Raw genomic sequence first — 23,947 nt, forward strand, 5'->3', positions numbered from 1 at the left:
CCATGCCACTTCTCACAGTCGACGAACTGACCGTCACTTTCGGCGGCGGGCACGGCCGCAAGGAGTCGAGGGCCGTCGACGGCGTCTCGTTCGCCGTCGGCCAGGGCCAGGTCGTGGGACTGGTCGGTGAATCCGGCTGCGGCAAGTCCGTCACCTCCCTGGCACTGATGGGGCTGCTGCCGCGCAAGGGCGTCACGGTCGGCGGCCGTGCCGACTTCGACGGCGCCGACCTGCTCACCATGGACCGGAACAAGCTGCGCGATCTGCGCGGCAGCCGCATCGCCATGATCTTCCAGGACCCGCTGTCCTCCCTCAACCCGGTCGTTCCCATCGGCGTCCAGGTCACCGAGATCCTCCGGCGCCACCGGGGACTCAAGGGCGAGCCCGCCCGCAAGGAGGCGGCCCATCTCCTCGACCGGGTCGGCATCCCCGACCCCACCCGGCGGCTCAAGGAATACCCGCATCAGATGTCCGGCGGGATGCGTCAGCGCGCCCTGATCGCCATGGCGGTGGCCTGCGCCCCGAGCCTGCTCATCGCCGACGAACCCACCACGGCCCTCGATGTGACGATCCAGGCCCAGATCCTGGAACTGCTCAAGGAACTGGTGGACCAGGAGGGCACCGCGCTGCTGATGATCACCCACGACCTGGGCGTGGTGGCCGGACTCTGCGACCAGGTCAACGTTCTGTACGCGGGCAAGGTCGTGGAGTCCGCCGGGCGCCGCGAACTGTTCGCCCACCCCACCCACCCCTACGCGCACGGACTGCTGGGCTCCATCCCGCGCCTGGACGCGCCGCGCGGCGACCCGCTCAACCCGATCCGGGGCTCCATCAACGACCGGATCGCCTGGGCCGAGGGCTGCGCCTTCGCCCCCCGCTGCGACCGCTACGAGCTGGACTGCCTGACGGGCACGCCCCGGCTCACCGAACCTCGCGCGGCCGGTCACCAGGTGCGTTGCGTCAACCCCGTACTCAAAGACGCCCGGGCCGAGGAGGTCCCCGCATGAGCCTGCTCGTACTGGACGGAGTGAAGGTCCACTTCCCGGTCAAGGAAGGCATCCTCTTCAACCGCACGGTCGGCCACGTCCACGCGGTCGACGGTGTCTCGCTCACGGTTGAGGCCGGTCAGACCTACGGCCTGGTCGGCGAGTCGGGCTGCGGGAAGACCACGCTCGGGCGGGCCGTGCTGCGCCTGGTGGACATCACCGAGGGCGAGGTCGTACTGGACGGCACCGATCTGGCGAAACTGCCCGAAGAGGAGATGCGCCGTTTCCGCCACCGCCTCCAGATGGTCTTCCAGGACCCGCTGGGCTCCCTCAACCCCCGGCAGAACATCGAGTCGATCCTCTCGGAGGGCATGCTCGCCCACGGTATCGGCGCCACTCAGGAGGAGCGCCGGGAGAGAATCAAGAAGATCCTGGCCAGGGTCGGTCTCCCGACCAACGCCCTGTCCCGCTATCCGCACGAGTTCTCCGGCGGCCAGCGCCAGCGCATCGGCATCGCCCGTGCCCTGGTCCTGGAACCCGATGTGATCATCTGCGACGAGCCGGTGTCGGCGCTGGACGTATCCATCCAGGCGCAGGTGATCAATCTTCTGGAAGAGCTCCAGGAGGAGCTGGGCCTGACCTACGTGGTGATCGCCCACGATCTGGCCGTGGTCCGCCACATCTCCGATGTGATCGGTGTGATGTATCTGGGCGCCCTGGTGGAGGAGGCGCCGAGCGACGCCCTGTACGCGGAACCGAGGCACCCTTACACCAAGGCCCTGATGTCGGCGGTGCCGGTGCCCGACCCGGAGGTCGAGGACCGGCGTGAGCGCATCCTGCTCACCGGCGACCTGCCCTCGCCGGCCAATCCGCCCACCGGGTGCCGCTTCCACACCCGCTGCCCGTGGGTGCAGGACACCCGCTGCGCGACCGACCGGCCCGAGCTGACAGACATCGGCGGCGGGCACCGGGTTGCCTGCCACTACGCCGCCGAGATAGCGGCCGGGACGGTGCGGCGGACCGTGGGCGAAGTGGCGCCGGCGGCACGGGAGGGGATGGCCGACCGCCTGCTGTCCGCGGAGGCGGAGAAAGCAGAAGAGGTGGAGACGATGGAGACGATGGAGGAGGCGGAGAGGGTGGACAAGGCTGTGTAACGGGTCCGGTACATCGGGGTCCACGGCCTGACGTACGTGATCATCGCTCACGACCTGTCCGTCGTACGGCACGTGTCGGACCGGATCGCGGTGATGTACCTCGGCAAGATCGTCGAACTCGCCGACCGCGAAGCGCTGTACAAGGCGCCGATGCACCCGTACACCAAGGCGCTGATGTCGGCCGTACCGATCCCCGACCCCAGGCGCCGTGCGGCCAAGGGCGAGCGCATCCTGCTCAAGGGCGACGTGCCCTCGCCGATCTCGCCGCCGAGCGGCTGCCGCTTCCACACCCGGTGCTGGAAGGCGACCGAGGTCTGCAGGACGACCGGGCCGCCGCTGGTGGAGCTGAAGCCGGGGCCGAGCGTGGCCTGCCACCACCCCGAGGCCGCATCCGATGTGCGGCTACCGCAGGAGTCGGAGTCGGATTCGGAGTCGACCGAGAAGTAGGGTCTGAAGCCTGGTGTGAGCCCCTGCCTTGTAATGTAAGGCAGGGGCTTGCGTGTGGGTGAGAATGTTCGGGTGAGAATGGGTGGGTGATCCAGGACCTCTTCACTCCCTCCATCCAGCACTCGCTGGACCTGATAGGCATCTTCGTCTTCGCCATCTCCGGCGCGCTGCTGGCCGTCCGCAAGAACTTCGACGTCTTCGGCATCGCCGTCCTCGCCGAGGTCACCGCGCTGGGCGGAGGGCTGTTCCGGGACCTGGTCATCGGTGCGGTACCGCCCGCCGCGTTCACCGACCTCGGCTACTTCCTGACCCCGCTTCTCGCCACCCTGCTCGTCTTCTTCCTCCACCCCGAGGTGGAGCGCATCCAGACCGGCGTGAACGTCTTCGACGCGGCCGGCCTCGGCCTGTTCGCCGTCACGGGCACGACGAAGGCGTACGAGTACGGCCTGGGCCTCACCGCCTCCGCGGCCCTCGGCCTCGCGACCGCGGTCGGGGGCGGTGTGCTGCGGGACGTCCTCGCCAACGAGGTGCCGTCGCTGCTGCGCTGGGACCGGGACCTGTACGCGGTGCCCGCGATGGTGGGCGCGGGTGTGGTCGTCCTCTGCATCCGCTTCGACGCGCTGACGACCCTCACATCGGGGCTGGCGGCGGTGAGCGCGTTCGCGCTGAGGCTGCTGGCGATGCGGTTCAGCTGGCGGGCGCCTCGGGCGTGGAACCGGAGGTCGGCGGCGAGCGAAACCTAAAAAGCTACCGCTTAGTAGTCACTTGTTGTACGGTACCGCCATGGCTCAGGCATCCCAGGCGACCATCGGTGACAGCGAGTTCGACCGCGACACCGCCGTCACACCGCGCGAACCCGGCGTCTACGACATCGACCTCTCGGCAGGCTGGACGATCGTCAACGCCGTCAACGGCGGCTACCTGCTCGCCGCCCTGGGCCGTGCCCTCGCGGACGCGCTGCCGCACCGGGACCCGTTCACGGTCTCCGCGCACTACCTGACCGCCTCCCAGCCGGGCCCCGCGGTCATCCGCACGTCCACCGTCCGCACCGGCCGCACCCTCTCCACCGGTCAGGCCTCCCTCTTCCAGTGCGACGACGAGGGCCGCGAGGTCGAACGCATCCGCGTCCTCGCCTCCTACGGCGACCTCGACTCCCTCCCCGACGACGTCCGTACGGTCGCCGAGCCGCCGGCGATCCCGCCCATCGAGCAGTGCTTCGGGTCGCAGGACGCTCCCGGCCCGATCCCGGGGAGCTCGGCCCTCATCGACCGGCTGATGCTCAAGCTCGACCCCGCGACGCTCGGCTGGGCCCTCGGCGCGCCCTCCGGCAAGGGCGAGATGCGGGCGTGGTTCGGCCTGGCGGACGGCCGGGACGCGGATCCGTTCGCGCTGCTGCTCGCGGTGGACGCGCTGCCGCCGACCGCTTTCGAGCTGGGCCTGTCGGGATGGGTGCCGACGGTCGAGCTGACGGTCCACGTACGGTCCCGTCCGGCGCCGGGCCCACTGCGGGTGTCGATCACGACGCGCAACCTGGCGGGTGGGTTCCTGGAGGAGGACGCGGAGGTCTGGGACAGCGCGGACCGGCTGGTGGCGCAGTCGCGGCAGTTGGCACGGGTGCGTCTGGGCTGAGGGGCCCGGGACTGTGACGGCAGCCGGCGGCGGCGGCCGTCTCCGTTCACGGGGCTGTACCAGAGGGGAGTTGCGGGGGAGATGTGAACTCCCAGGTCAGGCGAGGGGTGTTGGGGGCGTTGGTTCCATGCCCGCCTCAGGACTCCCTCATCTGTTCTGGAGTTGTTCCGCATGAAGCGTGCGCGTCTCGTCCCCGCCGTGGCCCTGCTGGCCGCCGCGCCCCTGTTCCTGGTGGCATGCGGCTCGGGCGACTCCTCGTCGTCCGCCTCGGACAGCGGTGACTCCGGGCAGCAGCAGAGCTGCCGGGCGCCGTCGGGCATACCGTCGGACATGCCTTCGGGGGCTCCCTCCGGTGCGCCTTCGGGGGCACCCTCGGACATGCCGTCAGGGATGCCGTCCGGGGCGCCGAGCGGTGGCCCCGGTGGTGGTCAGGGCGGCGGCCCCGGCGGTGATGGTGGGTGCGGTGGCCCGGGTGGTCAGCCGGGGCAGGCGTCCGGTGGGGCGGCGACGGCCACGGAATCGGCGACGGACGCGGACGCGGATGCGACTGTGGATGCGGCTGTGGAGTCGGACAGCTGACCTCGGGGGACCGGTCACCCGAGCCAGTGACGGCGGCCGATGCTGATGAGCCGGAGCCGTCGGCCGGCCAGGCGGGTCACGCGGTCGCGCTCCTCCTGGGGGGCGCCCAGGGCCTCGACGAAGAGTGAGGCCGTGATCAGCATCTGGTCGACGTACAGACCCGCGAGCATCAGCAGGTCGTCGTCGCTCCAGCCCGCGAAGTCCGGGTGCTTGGCGAGTCCGGTTCTCACCTCGTGGGCGAAACGGTCCAGCTCGTGCTTGATCGCCTCGCGTACGGGCTGGACGCCGCCGTGGATCTCGCGGGCGATGAAGCGGACGTGGGCGGGGTGCGCGTCCACGTGGCGGGCGATCAGGTCGACGGCGTTCGCGATGAGTTCGTCGCTGTCGCCGATCGCGGTCATCAGGCTTCCGATGACGGGGTGCAGGCTGCCGAGCGCCTCCTCGACGAGTGCGACGCCGAGGTCCGCCGTCGAGCGGAAGTGGCGGTAGAAGGCGGTCGGGGCGACTCCGACGGCGCGGGTGACCTCGCGCAGGCCCAGGCTGCTCAGGCTCTGCTCCTCCAGCAGGGCCAGCGCCGCGTCCAGCAGGGCCTGTCGGGTCTTCTGTTTCTGCGCCTGCCGGATGCCGAGGGTGTGACTCATGCCATGGAGTCAACAACCGTTCTCTGGAATTGCAAAGCCGTGGGGCGCGCTAGACTCATAAGTCAGTGAACAAGTGTAACTACAAGCGTTCACCGAAACGACATGAGAGGCACAACTGTCATGCTGGTCCTCGTCGCCGCGCTCCTTCTGTTCGGCATGGTGCTGGGCACCGTGGCTCATGTACCGGTCTCCGTCAGCCTCGCCGCCGCGGCCGTCATCGGCCTCTGGCTCGCCGTCTTCGCGTACCGCGAGCGCCACGGTCGTGGGCGCCGCACCGCCAACTGACTCCGTCGGGAGCTGACCTGTCATGGAACTCACCGCTACGTCTCAAGGACCTACCCGTACCCGTACCGGTGTCGGTGTCCGGGACGCCGACGGTATGGCCGTCGCGTCCTTCATCCTCGGCCTGCTCGGCCTCCTGGTCCTCAATGTCTTCCTCGGGCCCGTTGCCATCGCCCTGGCCTGCGTGTCCCTCTGGCGTGGCACGGCTCGGCGCGGGCGGGCGTATCTGGGCCTGGGGTTGGGGGTGGCGGATCTGCTGGTGCTGGTCACGGTGATGCAGCTGAGCGGCACGGTGTCGTGGAGCTTCTAGGGGTTTTCCCACTCGCACCGCCCGTGCGGCTCAGGTGACGGGTGCCGCTTTCCTGCGGGGGTGTCTCGTCGGCGGCGGCTTCCGGCGAGTGCGTCCGGCTCCGCCGCTGTGTCTGCCCGCCAGTTCTCCCAGCAGCTCAGCAGACGCCTTTCGGCCTCACGACCCTGTTGCCAGGCATGGCGTGAATGGGCCGCCCCAGGGGCCGCGCCTGGGCAGGTGCACCATGCCGGGGCGGAGGCCGGAGACCGTAGAATCGGGCCCATCATGGCTTACCTCGACCACGCAGCGACGACCCCGATGCTCCCCGAGGCGGCGGAGGTGCTGACCGCCCAGCTGAGCGTCACCGGCAACGCCTCCTCGCTGCACGCGGCCGGCCGCAGGGCCCGGCGTACCGTCGAGGAGGCCCGTGAGACGCTCGCCGAGGCCCTGGGCGCCCGCCCCAGTGAGATCGTGTTCACCTCCGGAGGCACCGAGGCCGACAATCTCGCGGTCAAGGGCCTGTACTGGTCCCGCCGCGACGCCGACCCGGCCCGCACCCGGGTCCTCGCCAGCCCTGTCGAGCACCACGCGGTCCTGGACGCCGTCCACTGGCTCGGCGAACACGAGGGCGCCACCGTCGAGTACCTCCCGGTCGACTCGTACGGCCGAGTCCACCCGGACGCGCTGCGCGAGGCCATCGCCCGCAACCCCGACGACGTGGCCCTGGCGGCCGTGATGTGGGCGAACAACGAGATCGGCACGGTCATGCCGATGCGTGAACTCGCCGATGCGGCCGCCGAGTTCGGCGTCCCGTTGCACGCCGACGCCGTCCAGGCATTCGGTCAGGTCCCCGTCGGATTCGGCGATTCCGGCCTCGCCGCGATGGCCGTGTCCAGCCACAAGATCGGCGGCCCGTACGGCATCGGCGCGCTGGTCCTCGGCCGCGAGTACAGCCCCGTACCCGTACTGCACGGAGGCGGCCAGGAGCGCCACGTCCGCTCCGGCACCCTTGACGTCCCGGCCATCGCCTCCTTCGCGGTCGCGGGGCGGCTGGCCGCCGAGCAGCGTGAGTGGTTCGCCCGGGAGATCGGCGCCCTGCGGGACGACCTGATCGCCGCGGTCCGATCCGCCGTCCCCGACGCGATCCTCGGCGGCGACCCGGCCGACGAGGGCCGTCTCCCCGCCAACGCCCACTTCACGTTCCCTGGCTGCGAGGGCGACTCCCTGCTCCTGCTGCTGGACGCGCAGGGCATCGAGTGCTCCACGGGCTCCGCCTGCACGGCGGGCGTCGCCCAGCCCAGCCACGTACTCCTCGCCACCGGCACCGACCCGGACCTGGCCCGCGGCACCCTCCGCTTCTCCCTCGGCCACACCTCCACGGAGGCCGATGTCGAGGCGCTCGCGAAGGCGATCGGCCCGGCGGTGGAACGGGCCCGGGCGGCGGGTCTCACCTGAGCGACCGAGCACTGGGGCGGGCGCGTTCCCATCGCCCGCACATTGCACACATGGCACATGACACATGGCGCACATGGCAAGGTCACCCGCGCTCTCAGGACGTTTGTGACGGCCTTGAAGCCGTCCTCCGACCCGGAACGGCTGTCCCTGAAGCGGCCATCAGCGCCTCATCAGGCGATTCGTGCCAGGCCGACGGACAGCCCGGCGGGCGGTCAAGAGCCATCAGAACGTCCTGGAGCCGGGCCCCTCTCGCCGCACCGGAGCGACGATGGCGCGAGCCGTTGGCACGGCGGGCGGCGGGGACCACCCGCACTTCCCCGGACCTGCTCAGGCAGGGGACCCCGCCGCGAGCCATACAGCCGTGCGCTCAGTGGTGCGTGCCCGTGCCCAGCAGCTCCGGCAGCGGGTTGACCAGGCCGTCGCCCGGCGACTGCCGCTGCGCCCCGGCCGTCGGCCAGACCGCGGGGCAGTGGGTGCCCCGGGGCGGGGTGCGGAGCGTGGTCAGGTAGGTGTCGATCGCGGTACGGGCGCAGGGGCTCAGCCAGTAGTCGCCGTGGCCGACACCGTCGTACGTCAGCAGCACGGCCTCCCGGCCGATCTGCCGGGCCGCGTTGGAACCCCAGGAGTACGGGGTGGCCACGTCGTAGCGGCTGTTGGTCACCAGGATCGGTGGGGTGCCGTCGACATCGAGCCGGTGCGGCGGGTTGGTCACCTTCGTCGGCCAGTTCTGGCAGCCGGTCAGATCCGTCCAGGCCAGCGAGCTGAGCCGGGTGACCGGGGCGATCTTGGCGAGCTTCCGCTCGAACCGGGCGAGGGTGGCGTACGAGGGGACGTCGAAGTCGTAGTCCTGGCACATCACCGGCAGGTACGGGAACTCCGTCGGCTCGCCGCGCTTCCGCAGACCCTCGACGGCCGCGCTCATGGTGCCGGTGTCGAAGGACTCCAGGACGTCGGCGAAGGAGAACCAGTCCACCGGGTCGTACATGAACGAGAAGGCGATCGCCTGGAGGTCCGCCGTGGTGATCGGCTGCGGCGGGTCCGACGGCCAGGTCAGGTCACCCGTCTCCGCCCGCTTGTAGAGCCGCTCGAAGAGGTCGCGTACGTCGCTGCCGTACAGGGCGCAGCCCGGCGTCCGCTCGCACCAGTCGGCGAACTGGCCGAACGACTCCTCCATGGCCACGGTCTCGGTCTTCTGGTAGTTCCACCGGTTCAGGCTGTGGTCCATGTTCGAGTCGAGGACCATCGCGCGGACGCGGTGCGGATAGCGCTCGGCGTACTGCTGGCCTATGCCGGTGCCGTAGGAGACGCCGTAGTAGCTGATCTTCCGCTCGCCCAGACCGGCACGGATCGCGTCCATGTCGCGGACGACGCTCGCGGTGTCCATGTGGTCGACGAGCGGCCCGGTGAGATCGCGGCAGCTCTCGCCGAGCTCCTGGTTGGCCTGCCGCAGGGCTGCGAACTCGGTGGCGTTCCGCGGGTAGAGCAGTTCGCCCTGGGTGACGACCTTGTCCTCGTCGCAGAGCACCGGGTTGCTGCGGGCCACGCCGCGCGGGTCGAAGCCCACGATGTCGAAGCGGGCGAGGAGTTCGGGCGAGAAGATGCTCGGCGCGCCCAGCGCGAAGCCGACGCCCGAGCCGCCGGGGCCACCGGGGTTGATCAGCAGGGAGCCGATCCGCCGGTCCGGGTCGGTGGCCAGGTGCCGGGCGAGCGCCAGGTCGACGGTCGCGCCGTGCGGCCGCTTCCAGTCCACGGGCACGGTGATGGTGGCGCACTCGAAGCCGCCCTCGTCGGAGGGCGGATCGCACGGCTCCCAGGCGATGCGCCCCGGCTGCGGGGAAGTGGTGGAGGGCGTGGCGGTGGCGGTGCCGGCCAGGAACTGGCCGAACAGCGCGGTGATCAGCGCGCCGACGGCGAGTCTTCTGCGCACGCGGGAGCGTGAGGTTGTGGTTGCCGGGGTTGTCGTGGTTAAGGGCGTGGGGGATGGCACGGAAAATCCTCCCTGAGGCGGAAGTTCACAGATCGATCACAGCATGAACCGAACTTCCGCTCAGGCCAAGTGAATTGACGTACCGTCAAATAGTGGGGTTACGGCTGGAGAGGCAGGGCTACGCCCCGGCGGCGCTCGCCTCGCGCACGAGCCGCATGTACCGGTCCCAGTCCCAGAGCGTCCCGGGGTCCGTGTGGTCCGTGCCCGGCACCTCGACATGCCCGATGATGTGCTCCCGGTCGACGGGTATCCCGTACCGCGCGCAGACGCCGGCCGTGAGCCGCGCCGAGGCCTCGTACATCGCGTCCGTGAACGAGGACGCCTCGTCGACGAACCCCTCGTGCTCGATGCCGACGCTCCGCTCGTTGTAGTCGCGGTTCCCCGCGTGGTACGCCACGTCCAGCTCGCGGATCATCTGCGTGATGTGCCCGTCCTTGCGGACGATGTAGTGGGAGGCCGCGCCGTGCCCGGGGTCCTGGAACACCTTCACCGCGCTGTCGAAGCTGCCCTGGGTGACGTGGATGATCACCATGTCTATGCCGTAGTCGTCGGGCCGGTCCGCGCGCCGCCAGTTCGCCGAGGACGCCGCCACCCAGCGGGCACCCCGGAAGTCGACCTCGCCCTCCTCGCGCGGCTTCTCCACGCCCGGCGCGCGCCACCACAGCCGCCCCAGCTCGTCACGGGCCAGCACGGCCGTGCCCACCGCGGCCGCGGCTCCGCCGATCAGCAGGGCCCGCCGCCCGACGCGCCGGTCCGCGTCCTTGTCCTTGGATGCTCTTCTCGCCCCCATGCGATCTTCAACGGATACTCGCGGGCTCCGGTTCCCGGTGACCCGTACCCTTGAAGAGTTATGACTGAGACCTCGCAGCGCCCCCTCCGCGTCCTCGCCGCCATGTCGGGCGGAGTCGACTCCGCCGTAGCCGCAGCCCGCGCGGCCGAAGCGGGCCACGATGTGACGGGCGTCCACCTCGCGCTGTCCGCGAACCCGCAGTCGTTCCGCACGGGCGCGCGTGGCTGCTGCACCATCGAGGACTCGCGCGACGCCCGCCGCGCCGCGGACGTCATCGGCATCCCCTTCTACGTCTGGGACCTCGCCGAGCGCTTCCGCGAGGACGTGGTCGAGGACTTCGTCGCCGAGTACGAGGCCGGCCGCACCCCGAACCCGTGCCTGCGCTGCAACGAGAAGATCAAGTTCGCCGCGCTCCTCGACAAGGCCCTGGCCCTGGGCTTCGACGCGGTCTGCACGGGCCACTACGCCAAGGTGATCGTGGGCGAGGACGGCTCGCGCGAACTGCACCGCGCCTCCGACATGGCCAAGGACCAGTCGTACGTCCTCGGGGTCCTCGACGACAAGCAGCTCGCCCACGCGATGTTCCCGCTGGGCGACACGGTGACGACCAAGGACGAGATCCGCGCCGAGGCCGAGCGCCGCGGTCTCTCGGTCGCCAAGAAGCCCGACTCGCACGACATCTGCTTCATCGCCGACGGCGACACCCAGGGCTTCCTGTCCCGGCGGCTCGGCAAGGCCGAGGGCGACATCGTCGACGAGTCGGGCGCGGTCCTGGGCACCCACGAGGGCGCGTACGGCTTCACCATCGGCCAGCGCAAGGGGCTCCGCATCGGGACCCCGGCCCCCGACGGCAAGCCGCGCTACGTCCTGGACATCTCCCCGGTGGACAACACGGTGACCGTGGGCCCGGCGGCCTCCCTGGACGTCTCGGCCCTCACGGCCGTCAAGCCCCGCTGGTGCGGCACCGCACCCTCCGGCCCCGGCACCTACACCGCCCAGCTCCGTGCCCACGGCGGCGAGACCGAGGTCACCGCGGAACTCGTCGGCGGCTCCTTGGAGGTCACGTTCACCGAGTCGGTCCGCGGCGTGGCCCCCGGCCAGGCGATCGTCCTGTACGACGGCACGCGCGTCGTGGGCTCGGCGACGATCGCGACGACCACGCGGGCGACGGCGGGCGCGGCCTGAGCCGCCTGATTTTCCGCCCGCGCGACCGCCGGATGAGCGCGCCGGGGCAAACGAGCAGGGTGCTCACGCGACCGAGGACCGGAGAAGGTGATCTGGACTCGGAAGGCGTCTGCATTCCGTTCGGCGGTTTTTGATCAGTCGAACGATGAGTTCTTGCGAGCTGCCGAGTCGGTATGGACATGACTGCTGTGACCACACCGCCGGTCGTCTCCCGTACCGAGTGGCTGGCCGCAATCGACACCTTGCGCGCCCGGGAGAAGGCGCACACCCGGGAGGGCGACGCGATCGCCGCCGCACGGCGACGCCTGCCGATGACTGAGGTGGCCCCGTCGACTCCGCCCGTCGGAGGCAACGGAGCTGTCCCCGGACAAGCTCCGCGCGGCCGTGGAGCTGGCCGAGCAGCACGGCGATCCCGTCCCGCTCTTCGTGGCCCGCGTTGAATACGGACGGCAGGTGTCCAAGCGGCGGCTGGCCGACGGTCTGGCACAGCTGCGGGAATCGGAGCGTATGTACGCCTCCGATCCGGGCCTCGGCGGCACCGGTGACCCGGTTCTCCAGCACACCCGCAACCTGGGGGAGATGCAGCTCGGCATCACCCTCTTCGACAGCGGGCACCTCAGCGAGGCGCTGACCAGGCTGATCCGCTGCGTCCAGCGGCTGCGCGACGAACCGCTGAAGGCCGAGCTGCCCATAGCGCTCAACTACCTGGCACAGGTGCACACGGGCCTCGGTTCCTGCAGGGAAGCCGAGGACGTCCTGCGCGAAGCGCTCGACTCCGAGGCCGGCCGCGGAGGCGACAGCGGCTGGCACGCCTACAACCAGGCGTTGCTCGCCCACCTTCTCGTCCAGCAGCCGACACGGCGTGAGCAGGCCCTGGAGCTGATCGCCGACGCATGGGCGGAGACGGAGCGGACCTGGCTGGCGAACCTCGTTCCCATCGTCCGCAACATGTACGCCGAGATCCTGCTGGTCGCGGCTGACGGACCTGGGGAACTCCTTGACCAAGCCGACCGCCTGGCGGTCGCCACCTGCGTCGAGACCCAGCGCAGTGGCATGATCCGCAGCCAGATCGCCGCGCACTCCCTGCGTAGCCGAATCCTGCTCCGCCAAGGCAACAGAGTTGCCGCCCAGGATCAGACCCGTCAGGCCGTTCGCATCCTGGACGAGGTCGGGGACATGCCCGCCCTGCGTACGGAGGAGGTCCTCTACCACTCCGCCGTGGTGCAGGCCGCCGGGGGCGTACCGGAAAATGCGCACGCACTCCTGGCACGCGCTCGGCGCGCGGTTGCCCGCAAGGCGGACCTGGTCACCGACGACTCGCTGCGCGACCGCTTCCTCACACGGGTCCCCCTCAACATCGCCATCCGCGAGGGCGAAGGGATCGACCAGTGATCAGGGCGGACGGCCATCAAGAGGGCCTGACAGCAGGTGGCAGACTGGAGCCGTCATGCTGACGATCACCAAGGAGTTCCACTTCTCGGCCAGCCATGTCCTCGACCGGCTGCCGAGCCGGCACCCCTGCGCCCGCATGCACGGTCACAACTACGTCGTCGTCTTGGAGCTGTCCGCCCGTCGTGAGGACCTCACCGAGGCGGGGTTCGTTCGCGACTACCGTGAGCTCGATACCTTCAAGAAATGGATGGACGACACCCTTGACCACCGTCACCCGAATGAGGCGATGGGGGGCGGTATCTCACCGTCGGCGGAGAATCTGGCCGCGTGGATCTTCGACCTCTGGATCGAGCGATTCCCTGAGCTGACAGCGGTCAGGGTGTCCGAGACGCCCAAGGCCTGGGCGGAATACCGGCCAGAGCGGTGAAACGAAGAATGGCAGCCCACTTCAGCCTTTTCACACACCTGGTTTGGAACCGGTCAGCTGTGCCGGGGAAACGGGAGAAGAGGTCCACGACGAACGCGACGTAGACGATCCCCGACCAGGTGGCGACATAGGTGAAGTCCGCCACCCGCCTCTCGTTCGGCCGGGACGCGGTGAAGTCGCGTCGCAGCAGGTCAGACGCCCGTTCATGCCCATCGTCGCGGATGGTGGTGCGGATCTTCCGGCCCCGCCGGGCACGCTCCAGGCCCGCCGCCTTCAAGATCTCATCGGCCCGCCGCAGTTCGGCGTTCTCGGCCTTCAGCCGCTTGGTCTCCGCGGCCTCCTCCGACGAGGTGCCGGGACGCTGACCTGCGTCCACCTCGGCTCTGCGGACCCAGGTCCGCACCGTCTCCGCCGCGCCGATGCCCAGCGTCGCCGCGACCGCCTTCATCGGGGCCCACCGGTCGGATGGTTCGGACGGATCTCCGTGCGTGGTCCCGGCTGTCGCATCGGCCTGACGAGCGGGACTCCCGTTTCCGTCACTGCATGCGGCACCTCTGCTGTCACCGGCCTCACCCCTGGCGGCATGTCACGGCTTGTGACGCCTGCCGGCGTCACGCAGGTGCCGGCGGGTTTGGTGGCGCAGTTGCGGGAGCGGAGCGTTGGCACCGAGCCGCTGGATGAACTCGTCCGCCTTCCACGTGATCAGGCCGCCCTGGCGAGACAGGTACAGGCCGACGTGGTCGATGCCGAAGGCGTCGTCGTAGTCGAGGAGCAGGTATCCGGCGAGTTGGTAGATCTCCTCGCGGCCCAGGCGGCGGGGGTCTTTGGTGGCTTTGCAATCCAGTAGGAGGCCACCGAGGATGTAGTCGGCGTCGGCACCGCCGATGTCGGTGCTGCCGGTGAACACTGGTCCGCAGATCCGGTGCCGGCCCGGGAGGGCACGGAACGGGGCGAAGGGGGCTTCGGCGAGTTCCATCTGCTGGTGGATGTCATCGAGTACGTATTCGGGGACTGCGGCGGTGAGGTCGTCCAAGCCAGTGGCGGGGGTGGCGTGGGCGAGCATGCTGAAGCGGCGGATCTGGCCGGTGCGGGCGATGTCTTCGAAGAACCCGGCGACGAAGCACAGCCGGGTGAGTGCGTGCTCGTCCAGGCTTCCGGGGGCAGCGAGGCAGGCGTCGACGGTGGCCAGGAGCTGCTGGCCTGCCGCGTGAAGGGCCTTGCGGCTCTCCGGCCCTGGTACACCGCGCAGGGGCTGGACGTCGTCGAGGGCCAGGACGCCGGCGGTGACGGCGGGCCCGAGTCGCCCGCCGAGCGACAGGCGTAGCCGGTAGTCGATGGCATGGCCGAGGGCTGACCAGTTCGGGTGCTGTACGTCGATGGGCTGGACGGGGGCCGGGAGGCGAGAGATACGGATCTGGTAGTCGCGCACCAGGTTCTGGTGGTGGGGGAGACGGTGCGCCATGAACTGCGAGACAGGTGAGGAGTCGTACTTCAGCTGCCCGGTCAGGCTCAGCTCGATCATCGGCCGCCCGGCGACGGTTCCGTCGCGGCCTGCGTCGGCCATCGAGGTCTCGTACTCGTCGATCCAGGCGATGCCCTCGGTGTCCAGTTGGTGGCGAGCACGGGTGACGGCGACGTAGATCAGGCGGGCCTCGCTCGGGATCAGCGAGCGTTGCAGTCCGTCGTCATCGACGGACGGGGCCTGGAACCCCTTGCTGATCCGTACGGTGGCCCATTCGCGGCCCTTGGCCTTGTGCGCGGTGGACACGGTGACCTTCGCGTCGTCCTCGGAGGAGAGGCGGTCCACGGCGGCGATGATCTGGTCCGGGCCGTAGGTGTCGACCAGCTTGACGATGGCCTTGAGGTCCTGGGCGGCCTTGTCGTGTTCGGCGTATTCCTGCACCTCGCCCCAGGAGCTGAACAGGAACAGCTCGGGGTGGCTGGTGCGCTTGCCCGCCTTCAGCTCCATGGCCGCCGTGGCGATGCGGTGCAGCGCGCTGCCTCCGCCGGTCAGCGCCACCGGGATGCCCAACTCCATGTACGCCAGGACTTCCTGCATGGCGTCGGCGTTGCCGCGGCACAGCACCGCGTCCGGGTGCGTCACCGTGCTGACGCGGGAGGTACCGGGACCGTGGCCGGTCAGCTGCATTTCGGAGTCGGCGTGCTTGAGCCAGCGGTTGGCCACCTTGGCGATGGCCGGGCCGAAGCGGAAGGACTGGGTGAGGTGGAGGTGCTCGGCCGGGAAGCCGGTCATGACGTCGCGCGCGTTGCGCCAGCCGTAGATCTGCTGGGCCGGGTCGCCGACGCATATCCGCTGTGCCTGCTGGGCGAGGAAGATCTCTTCGAGTACGGGGTTGGTGTCCTGGGCTTCGTCGAGCAGGATGAAGTCGGCCGGGAGCACCGGCTCGGTCATGGCCCACAGCTTCATGTAGTGGTCGTGTTCGAACCGCAGTTTGCCGTTGGGGGAGCAGATGTCCGCCCAGGCCCGGTGCGCGTGCGGCAGCAGGACGCGGGCGACGTACTCCTGAGCCTGGTCGTCGAGACCGTTGAGCCACTCCATGTGACGGGCCATGACCTGCCGGTCGGTGGTGTAGCAGAACTTGCGGACCATGCCCATCACCAGGCGGGCCTGGTGACTGACCTTGATCCGACGGGAGTTGACGACCAGGTCACGGTCGATGCCCAGCATCTGCGCGGTGTGCCGGGCAGGGATACGTGCCGAGGCGTTCAGGCGCTCGCGGTAGAGATGCCCCACAGCCCTGAAGGCGAGGGAGTGTGCGGTGCGGCATTCCACGTTCGGCCCGAAACGTCTGCGGGCGTCGTCGGCGATGGCCCGGTTGAACGCCACGTACAGTCCGCGCTTGCGGGTGCTCGCACCCATGAGAATCAGCGTGGACGTCTTGCCCGTTCCAGCGCCGGCGACCAGGGCCAGGTCCTGGCCTGAGACGAACAACTCACGGGCAGCCTTCTGCTCTCGGGTCGGCTCAATGGCCACAGGAGTCCTCTCCGGGAATCGCGGCTTTATGTACCGCAGTCCGCAGGGTGCCCGTTGGTGTGACCGTACGTCAATTGGTTCTTACGTTCGGTAGGCATCTCCTGCCGGGCATCCACGTTTTCTCCCCTCGGATGGTGGCGAACATTTCAGTGGCCTGGGGCCCTCACTGGATTGGGCGACCGCATGCCTCCTCCGCCACAGCGGTCTGGCAGGGCTCGTGGTGTCGGCATCGTGACGGACGATTACGAAAGCCATGGCACGCCACTGGCCGAGTATCGGCTCACACGAGCTGATCAACGGCGCCAGGAGGAGAGAGAGCGGAGGGCTGAGTACATTCGCCGCGTGGTGGACAGTGCGCCACAGTTGTCTGCTGAGGCTGCCAGTAGATTTCAGGAGCTTTTGGGGCCCTTTCAGTCTCCGTGCCCGTCTTCAGTGGGGTGCGCCGCGCCTTCGGGAGGCGATCCACGCGTGCGCTCCTCGATCCCGTCACGCTTACGCGTGACGCTTCAAGATGGGCACGCGTGTGTGCCCCCGTGGCACACGCGCGTGCCCGAGATCGGTCATGCCCCGAAGAACTCCGCCAGCACCGGGGCGAGGGCGACCGGGTCCACCATGTGGGTCTGGCCTTCCAGGCTCTGGTACGTGCCCTCGGGTGCGGCCTCCGCGATCGCGTGTGCCGCCTGCCGCATCCACGCGGGGCTGTCGCCGCCCGCGAGGGCCAGGACGGGCACGGTGATCGACGCCAGCCGGTCGCGGGGCACCGGGCCGTCGCCCAGCACGGCGTTGTCGTACGCCAGGCTCGGTGCGATGGCCTCCATGCCGGCCCACATGGGCGACTGGCGGGCGCCCTGGATCACCTCCTCGGCCATGCCGGTGAGCCGGAGGAAGTGCTCGACCGCGTCCCCGCGGCGCCCCTGTGCAAGGGCCTCGGTGAGCCGCTCGGTGTACTCGGCGAGATCCTTCTCGCCGCCCTCGTAGACGGCGAACGGCACCTCGTACACGGCGGCCCGACGCACCGGCAGTCCGCTCGCCACCGCCTCCAGGACCAGCGAGCCGCCCGACGAGATACCGCACAGCGCCGCCTCGTCGCCCACCGCCTCGATCAGCGCCGCGAGGTCCTCGACCTCACGGGCCACCGCGTACGGCGCCGTGTCACCGCTCTCGCCGCGCCCCCGCCGGTCGTAGTACACGACGCGGAACCGGTCCGACAGGGGCACGGCCAGCGGCGCCACCGTGGCCCCCGTCGACATCGCGCCGCTGACGAGCACGACCGCCGGGCCCTCACCGGTGCTCTCGTACGCGATGGACGTGCCGTCGCGCGAAATCACGTTCTTGTCCATGCCTGTGGAGACTGCCGCACGGCAGGGAGCCAATCGCTCACGACACTTCGACTTCGTAGAAGCAGAGGTGATCCTTGATCTCCGCCACGTCCGGCTTCGGGTCGGGGTACGCCCAGACGAGGTCCGCGGCGTCCGGGAGGGACCAGTAGGACGCCGTCCCCTTGAAGGGACAGTACGTGTGCGTCTCGGACGGTGTCAGCAGGTCCAGCCGTACGTCCTCGGCCGGGATGTAGTACCGCGCGGGGAAGCCGGTCTCCCGCAGGACGAGCGACCGGTCGCTCTCCGCCAGGACCTGGTCGCCGTGGACGGCACGGACATGTTCGCTGACCTTTTCGATGGTGATGCGGTGTCCTTCGGTCACGGTCCTGCCTCCTTGGGGTAGCACTCTTCTGACACTTCAGCGCACGCTGTTCGCGAATTCTTCCCCCCGACGTCGCGCGGGGCCGAGCCGAGGAGGTCCTCATGGGAGCCGGAGCCCTGCTCAGAAACCGGCGGAGCCTCGTCCACCAGGTCCGCTACGCCCTGCGTCACCCGGAGCGCGTCCCCGCCCACGTCCGGCGGGCCGCCCGCGATGCCTGGCTGCGGCTGCGGTACCGGGACCACATCGCGTACTACCGGGCCGTGATGGCCTCCGACGCGGCCCGCAGTCCCGAGGCCGCGGTCGGCCACAACCCGTCGGTCGAGCGGTGGGCGCGGATCGGCCGTATGCAGTTCGACTACCTCGTACGGCACGGACTCCAGCCGCACCACCGGATGCTGGAGATCGGCTGCGGGAACCTGCGTGCCGGGCGGCTGTTCATCGACCACCTGGACAGCGGCCACTACTACGGGATCGACATCTCGCCGGACATCCTGCTCGCGGCCCAGGACACCCTCGTACGCGAGGGTCTGCAATCCAAACTGCCCTACCTGGCACTCGCCGACGACCTCACCTTCGCCTTCCTGCCCGACGGGCACTTCGACGTCGTCCACGCGCACAGCGTGTTCTCGCACTCGCCGCTGCACGTCATCGAGGAGTGCTTCGCCCACGTCGGGCGGATCCTGGCGCCGGACGGGTTCTTCGACTTCACGTTCGACCGCACCGAGGGCAAGGAACACCAGGTGCTGCACGAGGATTTCTACTACCGCACACAGACCCTGGCCCAACTCGCCCGGAAACACGACTTGTCGGCCCGCTTCATGGACGACTGGGAGCAACTCCCGCACGGGCAGTCGAAGCTGCGCGTGAGTGTGACCTCGGTAAAAGCCTGAGGCGTTGTCGGTGGCGGACCGTAGCGTGGAGTCATGAATATCTGTGTCTTCCTCTCCGCCGCCGACCTCGACGACCGTTACACGCGCCCCGCGCGGGAGTTCGCCAAGCTCCTCGGCAAGGGCGGACACACCCTGGTGTGGGGCGGCTCGGACGTCGGGCTCATGAAGGTGGTCGCCGACGGGGTACAGGAGGCGGGCGGCCGACTGCTGGGCGTCTCGGTCGCGTTCCTGTCGGCCAAGGCGCGGCCCGGCACCGACGAGATGGTGACCGCGCGCGATCTCGCCGAGCGCAAGAAGCTGCTCCTGGAGAAGGCCGACGCCGTTGTGATCATGGTCGGTGGGACGGGCACTCTCGACGAGGCGACCGAGATCCTGGAGCTGAAGAAGCACGGCCACACCGACAAGCCGGTGGTGCTGCTGAACACGGCCGGTTTCTACGACGGCCTCAAGGAGCAGTTCCGGCGCATGGAGGACGAGGGCTTCCTGCCGCGCCCGCTGTCGGACCTCGTCTTCTTCGCCGAGGAGCCGGTGGGGGCGCTGGCGTACCTGGAGGAGGCGTTCGGGACGAGGTGAGGCACCTGGGCAGTTCGTACGGCCTGGGGGTGGCCGCTGGGCAGCTGGTGAGACGGGTCCGCGCGGGCGTCCCCCGATGGGTGTGAGGAGACGGGTGCGAGCATGGGCACATGGCTACACATGTGATCACCGGGGCGGGTTCCGGTATCGGCGCCGCCGTCGCCCGCCGCCTCCACGCGCGCGGGGACGACCTCGTGCTGCACGTCCGCGACGCGGGCCGCGCGAAGGAGCTGGCGGCCGAGTTCCCCGGAGCGAAGACCCTGGTCGGCGATCTGGCGGACCCGGACAAGCTCAGCTGGGCCTTCTCGCACCAGTCGCTCCCGGACCGCGTGGACTCCCTCCTCCACATCGCGGGCGTGGTCGATCTCGGCGCGGTCGGTGAACTGACCCCGAAGTCCTGGCGTCACCAGCTCAACGTCAACCTCATCGCTCCCGCCGAGCTGACCCGCCACTTCCTGCCCCAACTCCGCGCCGCCCGCGGCCACGTGGTCTTCGTGAACTCCGGCGCCGGCCTGAACGCCCATGCCTCCTGGTCCGCGTACGCCGCCTCCAAGCACGGTCTCAAGGCCCTCGCCGACTCCCTCCGCCACGAGGAGCACCCCAACGGCGTCCGCGTCACCACCGTCTACCCCGGCCGCACCGCCAGTCCCATGCAGGCCAAGGTCCATCAGCAGGAGGGCAAGCAGTACGACCCGTCGCGGTGGATCGACCCCGAGTCGATCGCGACGACCATCCTCATGGCCCTGGACCTGCCGAGAGACGCGGAGATCAATGACCTGACGGTGCGGCCGGGGAACTGACGGCGACTTTTCTCGCCCCCCGCCGCCCCTACCCGTCCCATTCCCGGGGCGCTGCCCCGGACCCTCGCTGAGGGCTGCGCCCCCAGGCCCCCGGGTGGGGGTGTCCGGGCGGGTGGGGTGGGTGGGACGGTGGGGTGTCCGGGGTGGGTGGGGCCGTGCGGGTGGGTGGGTGGTTTATCGGCCTGGCGGCCTCGGGGGGGGGGGGCCGGGGGGGGGGGGGGGGGGGGTTTATCGGCCTGGCGGCCTCGTCCTCAAGCGCCGGACGGGCTGAGGGAGGGGTGCGAGGCCCGCTTTTTGGCCTACCGAGTCGGGTGGTGGGTGGGCATAGGTCCGGGGGTCCAGGGAGCGGAGCCCCCTGGCGGGGTCGAAGGGGCGGAGCCCCTGGGGCCGGTGCCCGCACCGGCGCCCCGCAGCCCGAGGCATACGTAGGCTTCACCCGTGAACGACAACATTCGCTTCGGCCCGGCCACCGGCATCGGCTCCCTGCCCGGCGGCGACGCCAGGGAGGCTGCCAGGACAGTCACCGGCTCCTTCGAGGACTTCCCGTTCCTCGCGGAGCTGCCCGCCCGCGGCCCCGGCGCGGACATGATCGGGCGGACCGCGGGGATGCTCGTCGAGCTGTACGCGCGCGTGGAGCCGAGCGGCTGGCGGATCGGGGACCGGCCGGGGCGGGACACCAGGCGGGCGAGGTCGTGGCTCGTGGAGGACCTGGACGCGCTGGAGGAGTTCACGCAGGGTTACGAGGGACCGCTCAAGGTGCAGGCGGTGGGGCCCTGGACCCTCGCCGCCGCCCTGGAGCTGAAGAACGGGGAGGCCGCGCTGTCCGACCCCGGCGCCTGCCGGGACCTCGCCGGCTCGCTCGCCGAAGGGCTGCGGGAACACCTCGACGACGTACGACGACGGGTGCCCGGCGCCCGCATCGTCCTCCAGCTCGACGAGCCGTCCCTCGTCGACGTACTGCGCGGGCAGGTGAAGACCGCGAGCGGCTACCGGACCCACCGGGCCGTGGACCGGCAGGTCGTCGAGGCCACCCTGCGGGACGTCATGGGTGTACAGGGTTCCGACGGCCCCGTCGTGGTCCACTCGTGCGCCCCCGACGTCCCGTTCGCCCTGCTGCGCCGCACCGGTGCCGCCGGAATCTCCTTCGACTTCTCGCTGCTCACCGAGCGTGACGACGACGCGATCGGGGAAGCCGTGGAAGGGGGCACGACGCTCTTCGCCGGTGTCGTGCCGGGCACGGACGGCCCATTGTCAGACCCTGCCGGTAGCGTCATGGGTGTCAGGACGCTGTGGCGCAGGCTGGGGCTGAATCCGGGGCTTCTCACGGAGGCGGTCACGGTCACTCCGTCGTGCGGGCTCGCGGGGGCTTCCCCGGCGTACGCGCGAGCGGCGCTCGCCCACTGTGTCCGGGCGGCGAGATCCCTCGCGGACAACCCAGAGTAACGGGAGGACAACACGGTGGCCGGCGAAAAGCAAGCGGAGACGACGGTGCCCGGCGAGGCACGGGAGAAGCACGCGAAGCTCGCTGAGCAGATCGAGGAGCACCGCTTCCGGTACTACGTGAAGGATGCTCCCGTCATCAGCGACGCGGAGTTCGACAAGCTCCTGCGCTCCCTGGAGGCATTGGAGGACGAGCACCCGGAGCTGCGTACGCCCGACTCGCCGACCCAGAAGGTCGCGGGGGCGTACGAGACCGATCTCGCCGAGGTCGAGCACCGCCAGCGCATGCTCTCGCTCGACAACGCGTTCGACGAAGAGGAGTTGGCGGCGTGGGCGGACCGCGTCGCCAAGGACGTGGGCACGAGCGACTTCCACTTCCTCTGCGAACTCAAGGTCGACGGCCTCGCGGTGAACCTGACCTACGAGGACGGCAGGCTCACGCGCGCGGCCACGCGCGGCGACGGCCGCACCGGCGAGGACATCACGCCCAATGTCCGCACGATCGGGGAGATTCCCGAGCGGCTGAAGGGCGATCGCGTTCCGCGGCTCGTCGAGATCCGCGGCGAGGTCTACTTCCCGATGGAGGCCTTCCAGGACCTCAACGCACGCCGCGTGGAGGCCGGCGAGAAGCCGTACGCCAACCCGCGCAACTCCGCCTCGGGCTCACTGCGCCAGAAGGACCCCAGGGTCACGGCGACGCTGCCGCTGCACATGGTCGTCCACGGCATCGGCGCCCTGGAGGGCTTCGACGGCATGAGCCGCCTCTCCCAGGCGTACGACCTGCTGCACGAGTGGGGCCTGCCCACGACGCGGCACAGCAAGGTCGTCGACGACCTCGACGGCGTACGGGAGTTCATCGGGTACTACGGGGAGAACCGCCACTCCGTGGAGCACGAGATCGACGGCGTCGTCGTCAAGCTGGACGAAATCCCGCTCCAGGGACGGCTGGGCTCCACGTCCCGCGCCCCTCGCTGGGCGATCGCCTGGAAGTACGCGCCCGAGGAGGTCAACACCAAACTCGTCAACATCCGCGTGGGCGTGGGGCGTACGGGCCGGGTCACGCCGTACGCGCAGGTCGAGCCGATCACGGTCGCGGGCTCCGAGGTCGAGTTCGCCACCCTGCACAACCAGGACGTGGTCAAGGCCAAGGGCGTCCTCATCGGTGACACGGTGGTGCTGCGCAAGGCCGGTGACGTCATCCCGGAGATCCTCGGCCCGGTCGCCGACCTGCGCGACGGCAGCGAGCACGAGTTCGTGATGCCGGCCGAGTGCCCCGAGTGCGGTACGGCCCTCGCACCGGCCAAGGAGGGCGACGTCGACCTGCGCTGCCCCAACAGCCGCACCTGCCCGGCCCAGTTGCGCGAGCGCCTCTTCTACCTCGCCGGACGCAAGTGCCTGGACATCGAGCACTTCGGATACGTCGCCGCCGCCGCGCTCACCAAGCCGCTGGAGCCCGCCGAGCCACCGCTCGTGGACGAGGGCGACCTGTTCGACCTCACCATCGAACAGCTGCTGCCCATCAAGGCGTACGTCCTCGACCAGGACAGCGGCCTGCCCAAGCGCGACCCGAAGACGGGCGAGGAGAAGGTCGCCACGGTTTTCGCCAATCAGCAGGGCGAGCCGAAGAAGAACGCGGTCGCGATGCTGGAGAACATCGCGGCGGCCAGACGGCGGCCGCTCGCCCGCATCCTGACCGGTCTGTCGATCCGTCATGTCGGCCCGGTCGCCGCCGAGGCGCTGGCCCGCGAGTTCCGCTCGATCGAGCGGATCGAGCAGGCCTCGGAGGAGGAACTCGCCGCGACGGACGGTGTCGGTCCGATCATCGCGGCCTCCCTCAAGGAGTGGTTCACGGTCGACTGGCACCAGGAGATCCTCCGCAAGTGGAGGACCGCCGGAGTCCGTATGGAGGAGGAAGGTGCGGGCGAGGACCAGGGGCCGCGTCCGCTCGAAGGGCTCACGGTCGTCGTCACCGGCACACTCGAACACCACACACGGGACGGCGCGAAGGAGGCGCTGCAGAGCCGGGGAGCGAAGGTGACCGGCTCGGTTTCGAAGAAGACCTCCTTCGTCGTGGTGGGTGAGAATCCGGGATCGAAGTACGACAAGGCGATGCAGCTCAAAGTGCCTGTCCTGAACGAGGAGGGCTTCGCCGTCCTGCTCGAACAAGGGCCGGAAGCGGCCGCGGAAGTCGCACTTCCGACCGAGGAGTAGCGGTTGAAGGCCACCCGTTTGGCGCATACCAGATGCATACGGGTGGCCGGGTCGCATTCGGGCAACCGTCGACGACCGCTGCCCGTGGAAGCCT

The 23,947-nt window shown here is 69.9% G+C and carries 22 protein-coding genes and 3 pseudogenes; 18 read left to right on the forward strand and 7 right to left on the reverse strand.

Features of this window, described 5'->3' with window-relative positions:
- The first annotated feature begins 2 nt into the window (after window positions 1–2).
- The 6 genes and pseudogenes from ACWD3C_RS05745 (at window position 3) to ACWD3C_RS05770 (ending at window position 4,795) form a co-directional block, all read left to right on the forward strand.
- Window positions 3–1,007 (forward strand): ABC transporter ATP-binding protein, encoded by a 1,005-nt coding sequence (locus ACWD3C_RS05745; RefSeq protein WP_451140454.1) that lies wholly within the window; start codon window positions 3–5, stop codon window positions 1,005–1,007.
- On the forward strand, window positions 1,004–2,140 hold the full coding sequence (locus ACWD3C_RS05750) for an ABC transporter ATP-binding protein (protein ID WP_451140456.1): 1,137 nt from the start codon (window positions 1,004–1,006) through the stop codon (window positions 2,138–2,140). The genes ACWD3C_RS05745 and ACWD3C_RS05750 overlap by 4 nt, the downstream gene beginning before the upstream one ends.
- A 24-nt stretch (window positions 2,141–2,164) precedes the next feature.
- Window positions 2,165–2,587: pseudogene (locus ACWD3C_RS05755) on the forward strand (oligopeptide/dipeptide ABC transporter ATP-binding protein); the annotation flags it as partial.
- Window positions 2,588–2,673: 86 nt separating this feature from the next.
- Window positions 2,674–3,330 (forward strand): trimeric intracellular cation channel family protein, encoded by a 657-nt coding sequence (locus ACWD3C_RS05760; protein ID WP_451140458.1) that lies wholly within the window; start codon window positions 2,674–2,676, stop codon window positions 3,328–3,330.
- Between the two features lie 40 nt (window positions 3,331–3,370).
- Entirely contained in the window at window positions 3,371–4,216 is an 846-nt protein-coding gene (locus ACWD3C_RS05765) for a thioesterase family protein (protein ID WP_451140460.1), read from the forward strand.
- A 171-nt stretch (window positions 4,217–4,387) separates the two neighbouring features.
- Window positions 4,388–4,795, forward strand: coding sequence for a hypothetical protein (locus ACWD3C_RS05770; RefSeq protein WP_451140462.1), 408 nt, complete (start codon window positions 4,388–4,390; stop codon window positions 4,793–4,795).
- A 14-nt stretch (window positions 4,796–4,809) separates the two neighbouring features.
- Here the strand turns inward: ACWD3C_RS05770 and ACWD3C_RS05775 are convergent, their stop codons facing one another.
- On the reverse strand, window positions 4,810–5,436 hold the full coding sequence (locus tag ACWD3C_RS05775) for a TetR family transcriptional regulator (protein WP_451140464.1): 627 nt from the start codon (window positions 5,434–5,436) through the stop codon (window positions 4,810–4,812).
- Window positions 5,437–5,538: 102 nt separating this feature from the next.
- Between ACWD3C_RS05775 and ACWD3C_RS05780 the strand changes: the two genes are divergently transcribed.
- From ACWD3C_RS05780 to ACWD3C_RS05790, 3 genes are all read left to right on the forward strand, one after another.
- A complete protein-coding gene (locus tag ACWD3C_RS05780) occupies window positions 5,539–5,721 on the forward strand; it encodes a hypothetical protein (protein WP_451140785.1) in 183 nt (60 codons plus the stop codon).
- 22 nt (window positions 5,722–5,743) lie between these two features.
- Window positions 5,744–6,028: a DUF4190 domain-containing protein gene (locus tag ACWD3C_RS05785; protein ID WP_451140466.1), complete on the forward strand. Its 285-nt coding sequence runs from the start codon at window positions 5,744–5,746 to the stop codon at window positions 6,026–6,028.
- A 264-nt stretch (window positions 6,029–6,292) separates the two neighbouring features.
- On the forward strand, window positions 6,293–7,462 hold the full coding sequence (locus ACWD3C_RS05790) for a cysteine desulfurase family protein (RefSeq protein WP_451140468.1): 1,170 nt from the start codon (window positions 6,293–6,295) through the stop codon (window positions 7,460–7,462).
- A 367-nt stretch (window positions 7,463–7,829) separates the two neighbouring features.
- Here the strand turns inward: ACWD3C_RS05790 and ACWD3C_RS05795 are convergent, their stop codons facing one another.
- Both ACWD3C_RS05795 and ACWD3C_RS05800 read right to left on the reverse strand, forming a co-directional pair.
- Window positions 7,830–9,389 carry an alpha/beta hydrolase gene (locus ACWD3C_RS05795; RefSeq protein WP_451140470.1) on the reverse strand — a complete coding sequence of 520 codons (1,560 nt, stop codon included), beginning with the start codon at window positions 9,387–9,389 and terminating at the stop codon, window positions 7,830–7,832.
- Window positions 9,390–9,567: 178 nt separating this feature from the next.
- On the reverse strand, window positions 9,568–10,239 hold the full coding sequence (locus tag ACWD3C_RS05800; RefSeq protein ID WP_451140472.1) for an N-acetylmuramoyl-L-alanine amidase: 672 nt from the start codon (window positions 10,237–10,239) through the stop codon (window positions 9,568–9,570).
- Window positions 10,240–10,299: 60 nt separating this feature from the next.
- On the opposite strand from ACWD3C_RS05800, the gene mnmA reads away from it, so the two are divergent.
- The 4 genes and pseudogenes from mnmA (at window position 10,300) to ACWD3C_RS05820 (ending at window position 13,243) form a co-directional block, all read left to right on the forward strand.
- On the forward strand, window positions 10,300–11,424 hold the full coding sequence (gene mnmA, locus ACWD3C_RS05805; protein ID WP_451140474.1) for a tRNA 2-thiouridine(34) synthase MnmA: 1,125 nt from the start codon (window positions 10,300–10,302) through the stop codon (window positions 11,422–11,424).
- Window positions 11,425–11,603: 179 nt separating this feature from the next.
- A pseudogene (locus ACWD3C_RS05810) lies at window positions 11,604–11,789 on the forward strand (DUF899 family protein); the annotation flags it as partial.
- A 19-nt stretch (window positions 11,790–11,808) separates the two neighbouring features.
- Window positions 11,809–12,816 carry a hypothetical protein gene (locus ACWD3C_RS05815; RefSeq protein ID WP_451140476.1) on the forward strand — a complete coding sequence of 336 codons (1,008 nt, stop codon included), beginning with the start codon at window positions 11,809–11,811 and terminating at the stop codon, window positions 12,814–12,816.
- 55 nt (window positions 12,817–12,871) lie between these two features.
- The gene (locus ACWD3C_RS05820; RefSeq protein ID WP_451140478.1) at window positions 12,872–13,243 is read left to right on the forward strand and encodes a 6-pyruvoyl trahydropterin synthase family protein; all 372 of its coding nucleotides are present in this window, start codon (window positions 12,872–12,874) and stop codon (window positions 13,241–13,243) included.
- Window positions 13,244–13,313: 70 nt separating this feature from the next.
- Here ACWD3C_RS05820 and ACWD3C_RS05825 read toward each other — a convergent pair.
- The 4 genes and pseudogenes from ACWD3C_RS05825 to ACWD3C_RS05840 all read right to left on the reverse strand — a co-directional run.
- A pseudogene (locus ACWD3C_RS05825) lies at window positions 13,314–13,703 on the reverse strand (hypothetical protein); the annotation flags it as partial.
- A 126-nt stretch (window positions 13,704–13,829) separates the two neighbouring features.
- Window positions 13,830–16,238, reverse strand: coding sequence for a UvrD-helicase domain-containing protein (locus tag ACWD3C_RS05830; RefSeq protein WP_451140480.1), 2,409 nt, complete (start codon window positions 16,236–16,238; stop codon window positions 13,830–13,832).
- Window positions 16,239–16,798: 560 nt separating this feature from the next.
- On the reverse strand, window positions 16,799–17,578 hold the full coding sequence (locus ACWD3C_RS05835; RefSeq protein WP_451140482.1) for an alpha/beta fold hydrolase: 780 nt from the start codon (window positions 17,576–17,578) through the stop codon (window positions 16,799–16,801).
- Window positions 17,579–17,615: 37 nt separating this feature from the next.
- Window positions 17,616–17,939 carry a DUF427 domain-containing protein gene (locus ACWD3C_RS05840; protein ID WP_451140484.1) on the reverse strand — a complete coding sequence of 108 codons (324 nt, stop codon included), beginning with the start codon at window positions 17,937–17,939 and terminating at the stop codon, window positions 17,616–17,618.
- Window positions 17,940–18,040: 101 nt separating this feature from the next.
- Between ACWD3C_RS05840 and ACWD3C_RS05845 the strand changes: the two genes are divergently transcribed.
- The 5 genes from ACWD3C_RS05845 (at window position 18,041) to ligA (ending at window position 23,853) form a co-directional block, all read left to right on the forward strand.
- On the forward strand, window positions 18,041–18,829 hold the full coding sequence (locus tag ACWD3C_RS05845) for a class I SAM-dependent methyltransferase (RefSeq protein ID WP_451140486.1): 789 nt from the start codon (window positions 18,041–18,043) through the stop codon (window positions 18,827–18,829).
- Between the two features lie 33 nt (window positions 18,830–18,862).
- On the forward strand, window positions 18,863–19,402 hold the full coding sequence (locus ACWD3C_RS05850; RefSeq protein WP_451140488.1) for an LOG family protein: 540 nt from the start codon (window positions 18,863–18,865) through the stop codon (window positions 19,400–19,402).
- A 110-nt stretch (window positions 19,403–19,512) separates the two neighbouring features.
- Window positions 19,513–20,202: an SDR family oxidoreductase gene (locus tag ACWD3C_RS05855; protein ID WP_451140490.1), complete on the forward strand. Its 690-nt coding sequence runs from the start codon at window positions 19,513–19,515 to the stop codon at window positions 20,200–20,202.
- Between the two features lie 438 nt (window positions 20,203–20,640).
- On the forward strand, window positions 20,641–21,645 hold the full coding sequence (locus tag ACWD3C_RS05860; protein ID WP_451140492.1) for a methionine synthase: 1,005 nt from the start codon (window positions 20,641–20,643) through the stop codon (window positions 21,643–21,645).
- A gap of 15 nt (window positions 21,646–21,660) precedes the next feature.
- Window positions 21,661–23,853 (forward strand): NAD-dependent DNA ligase LigA, encoded by a 2,193-nt coding sequence (gene ligA / locus ACWD3C_RS05865; RefSeq protein ID WP_451140494.1) that lies wholly within the window; start codon window positions 21,661–21,663, stop codon window positions 23,851–23,853.
- Window positions 23,854–23,947 lie beyond the last annotated feature (94 nt).

The sequence above is a fragment of the Streptomyces sp. NPDC002845 genome, assembly GCF_053591955.1.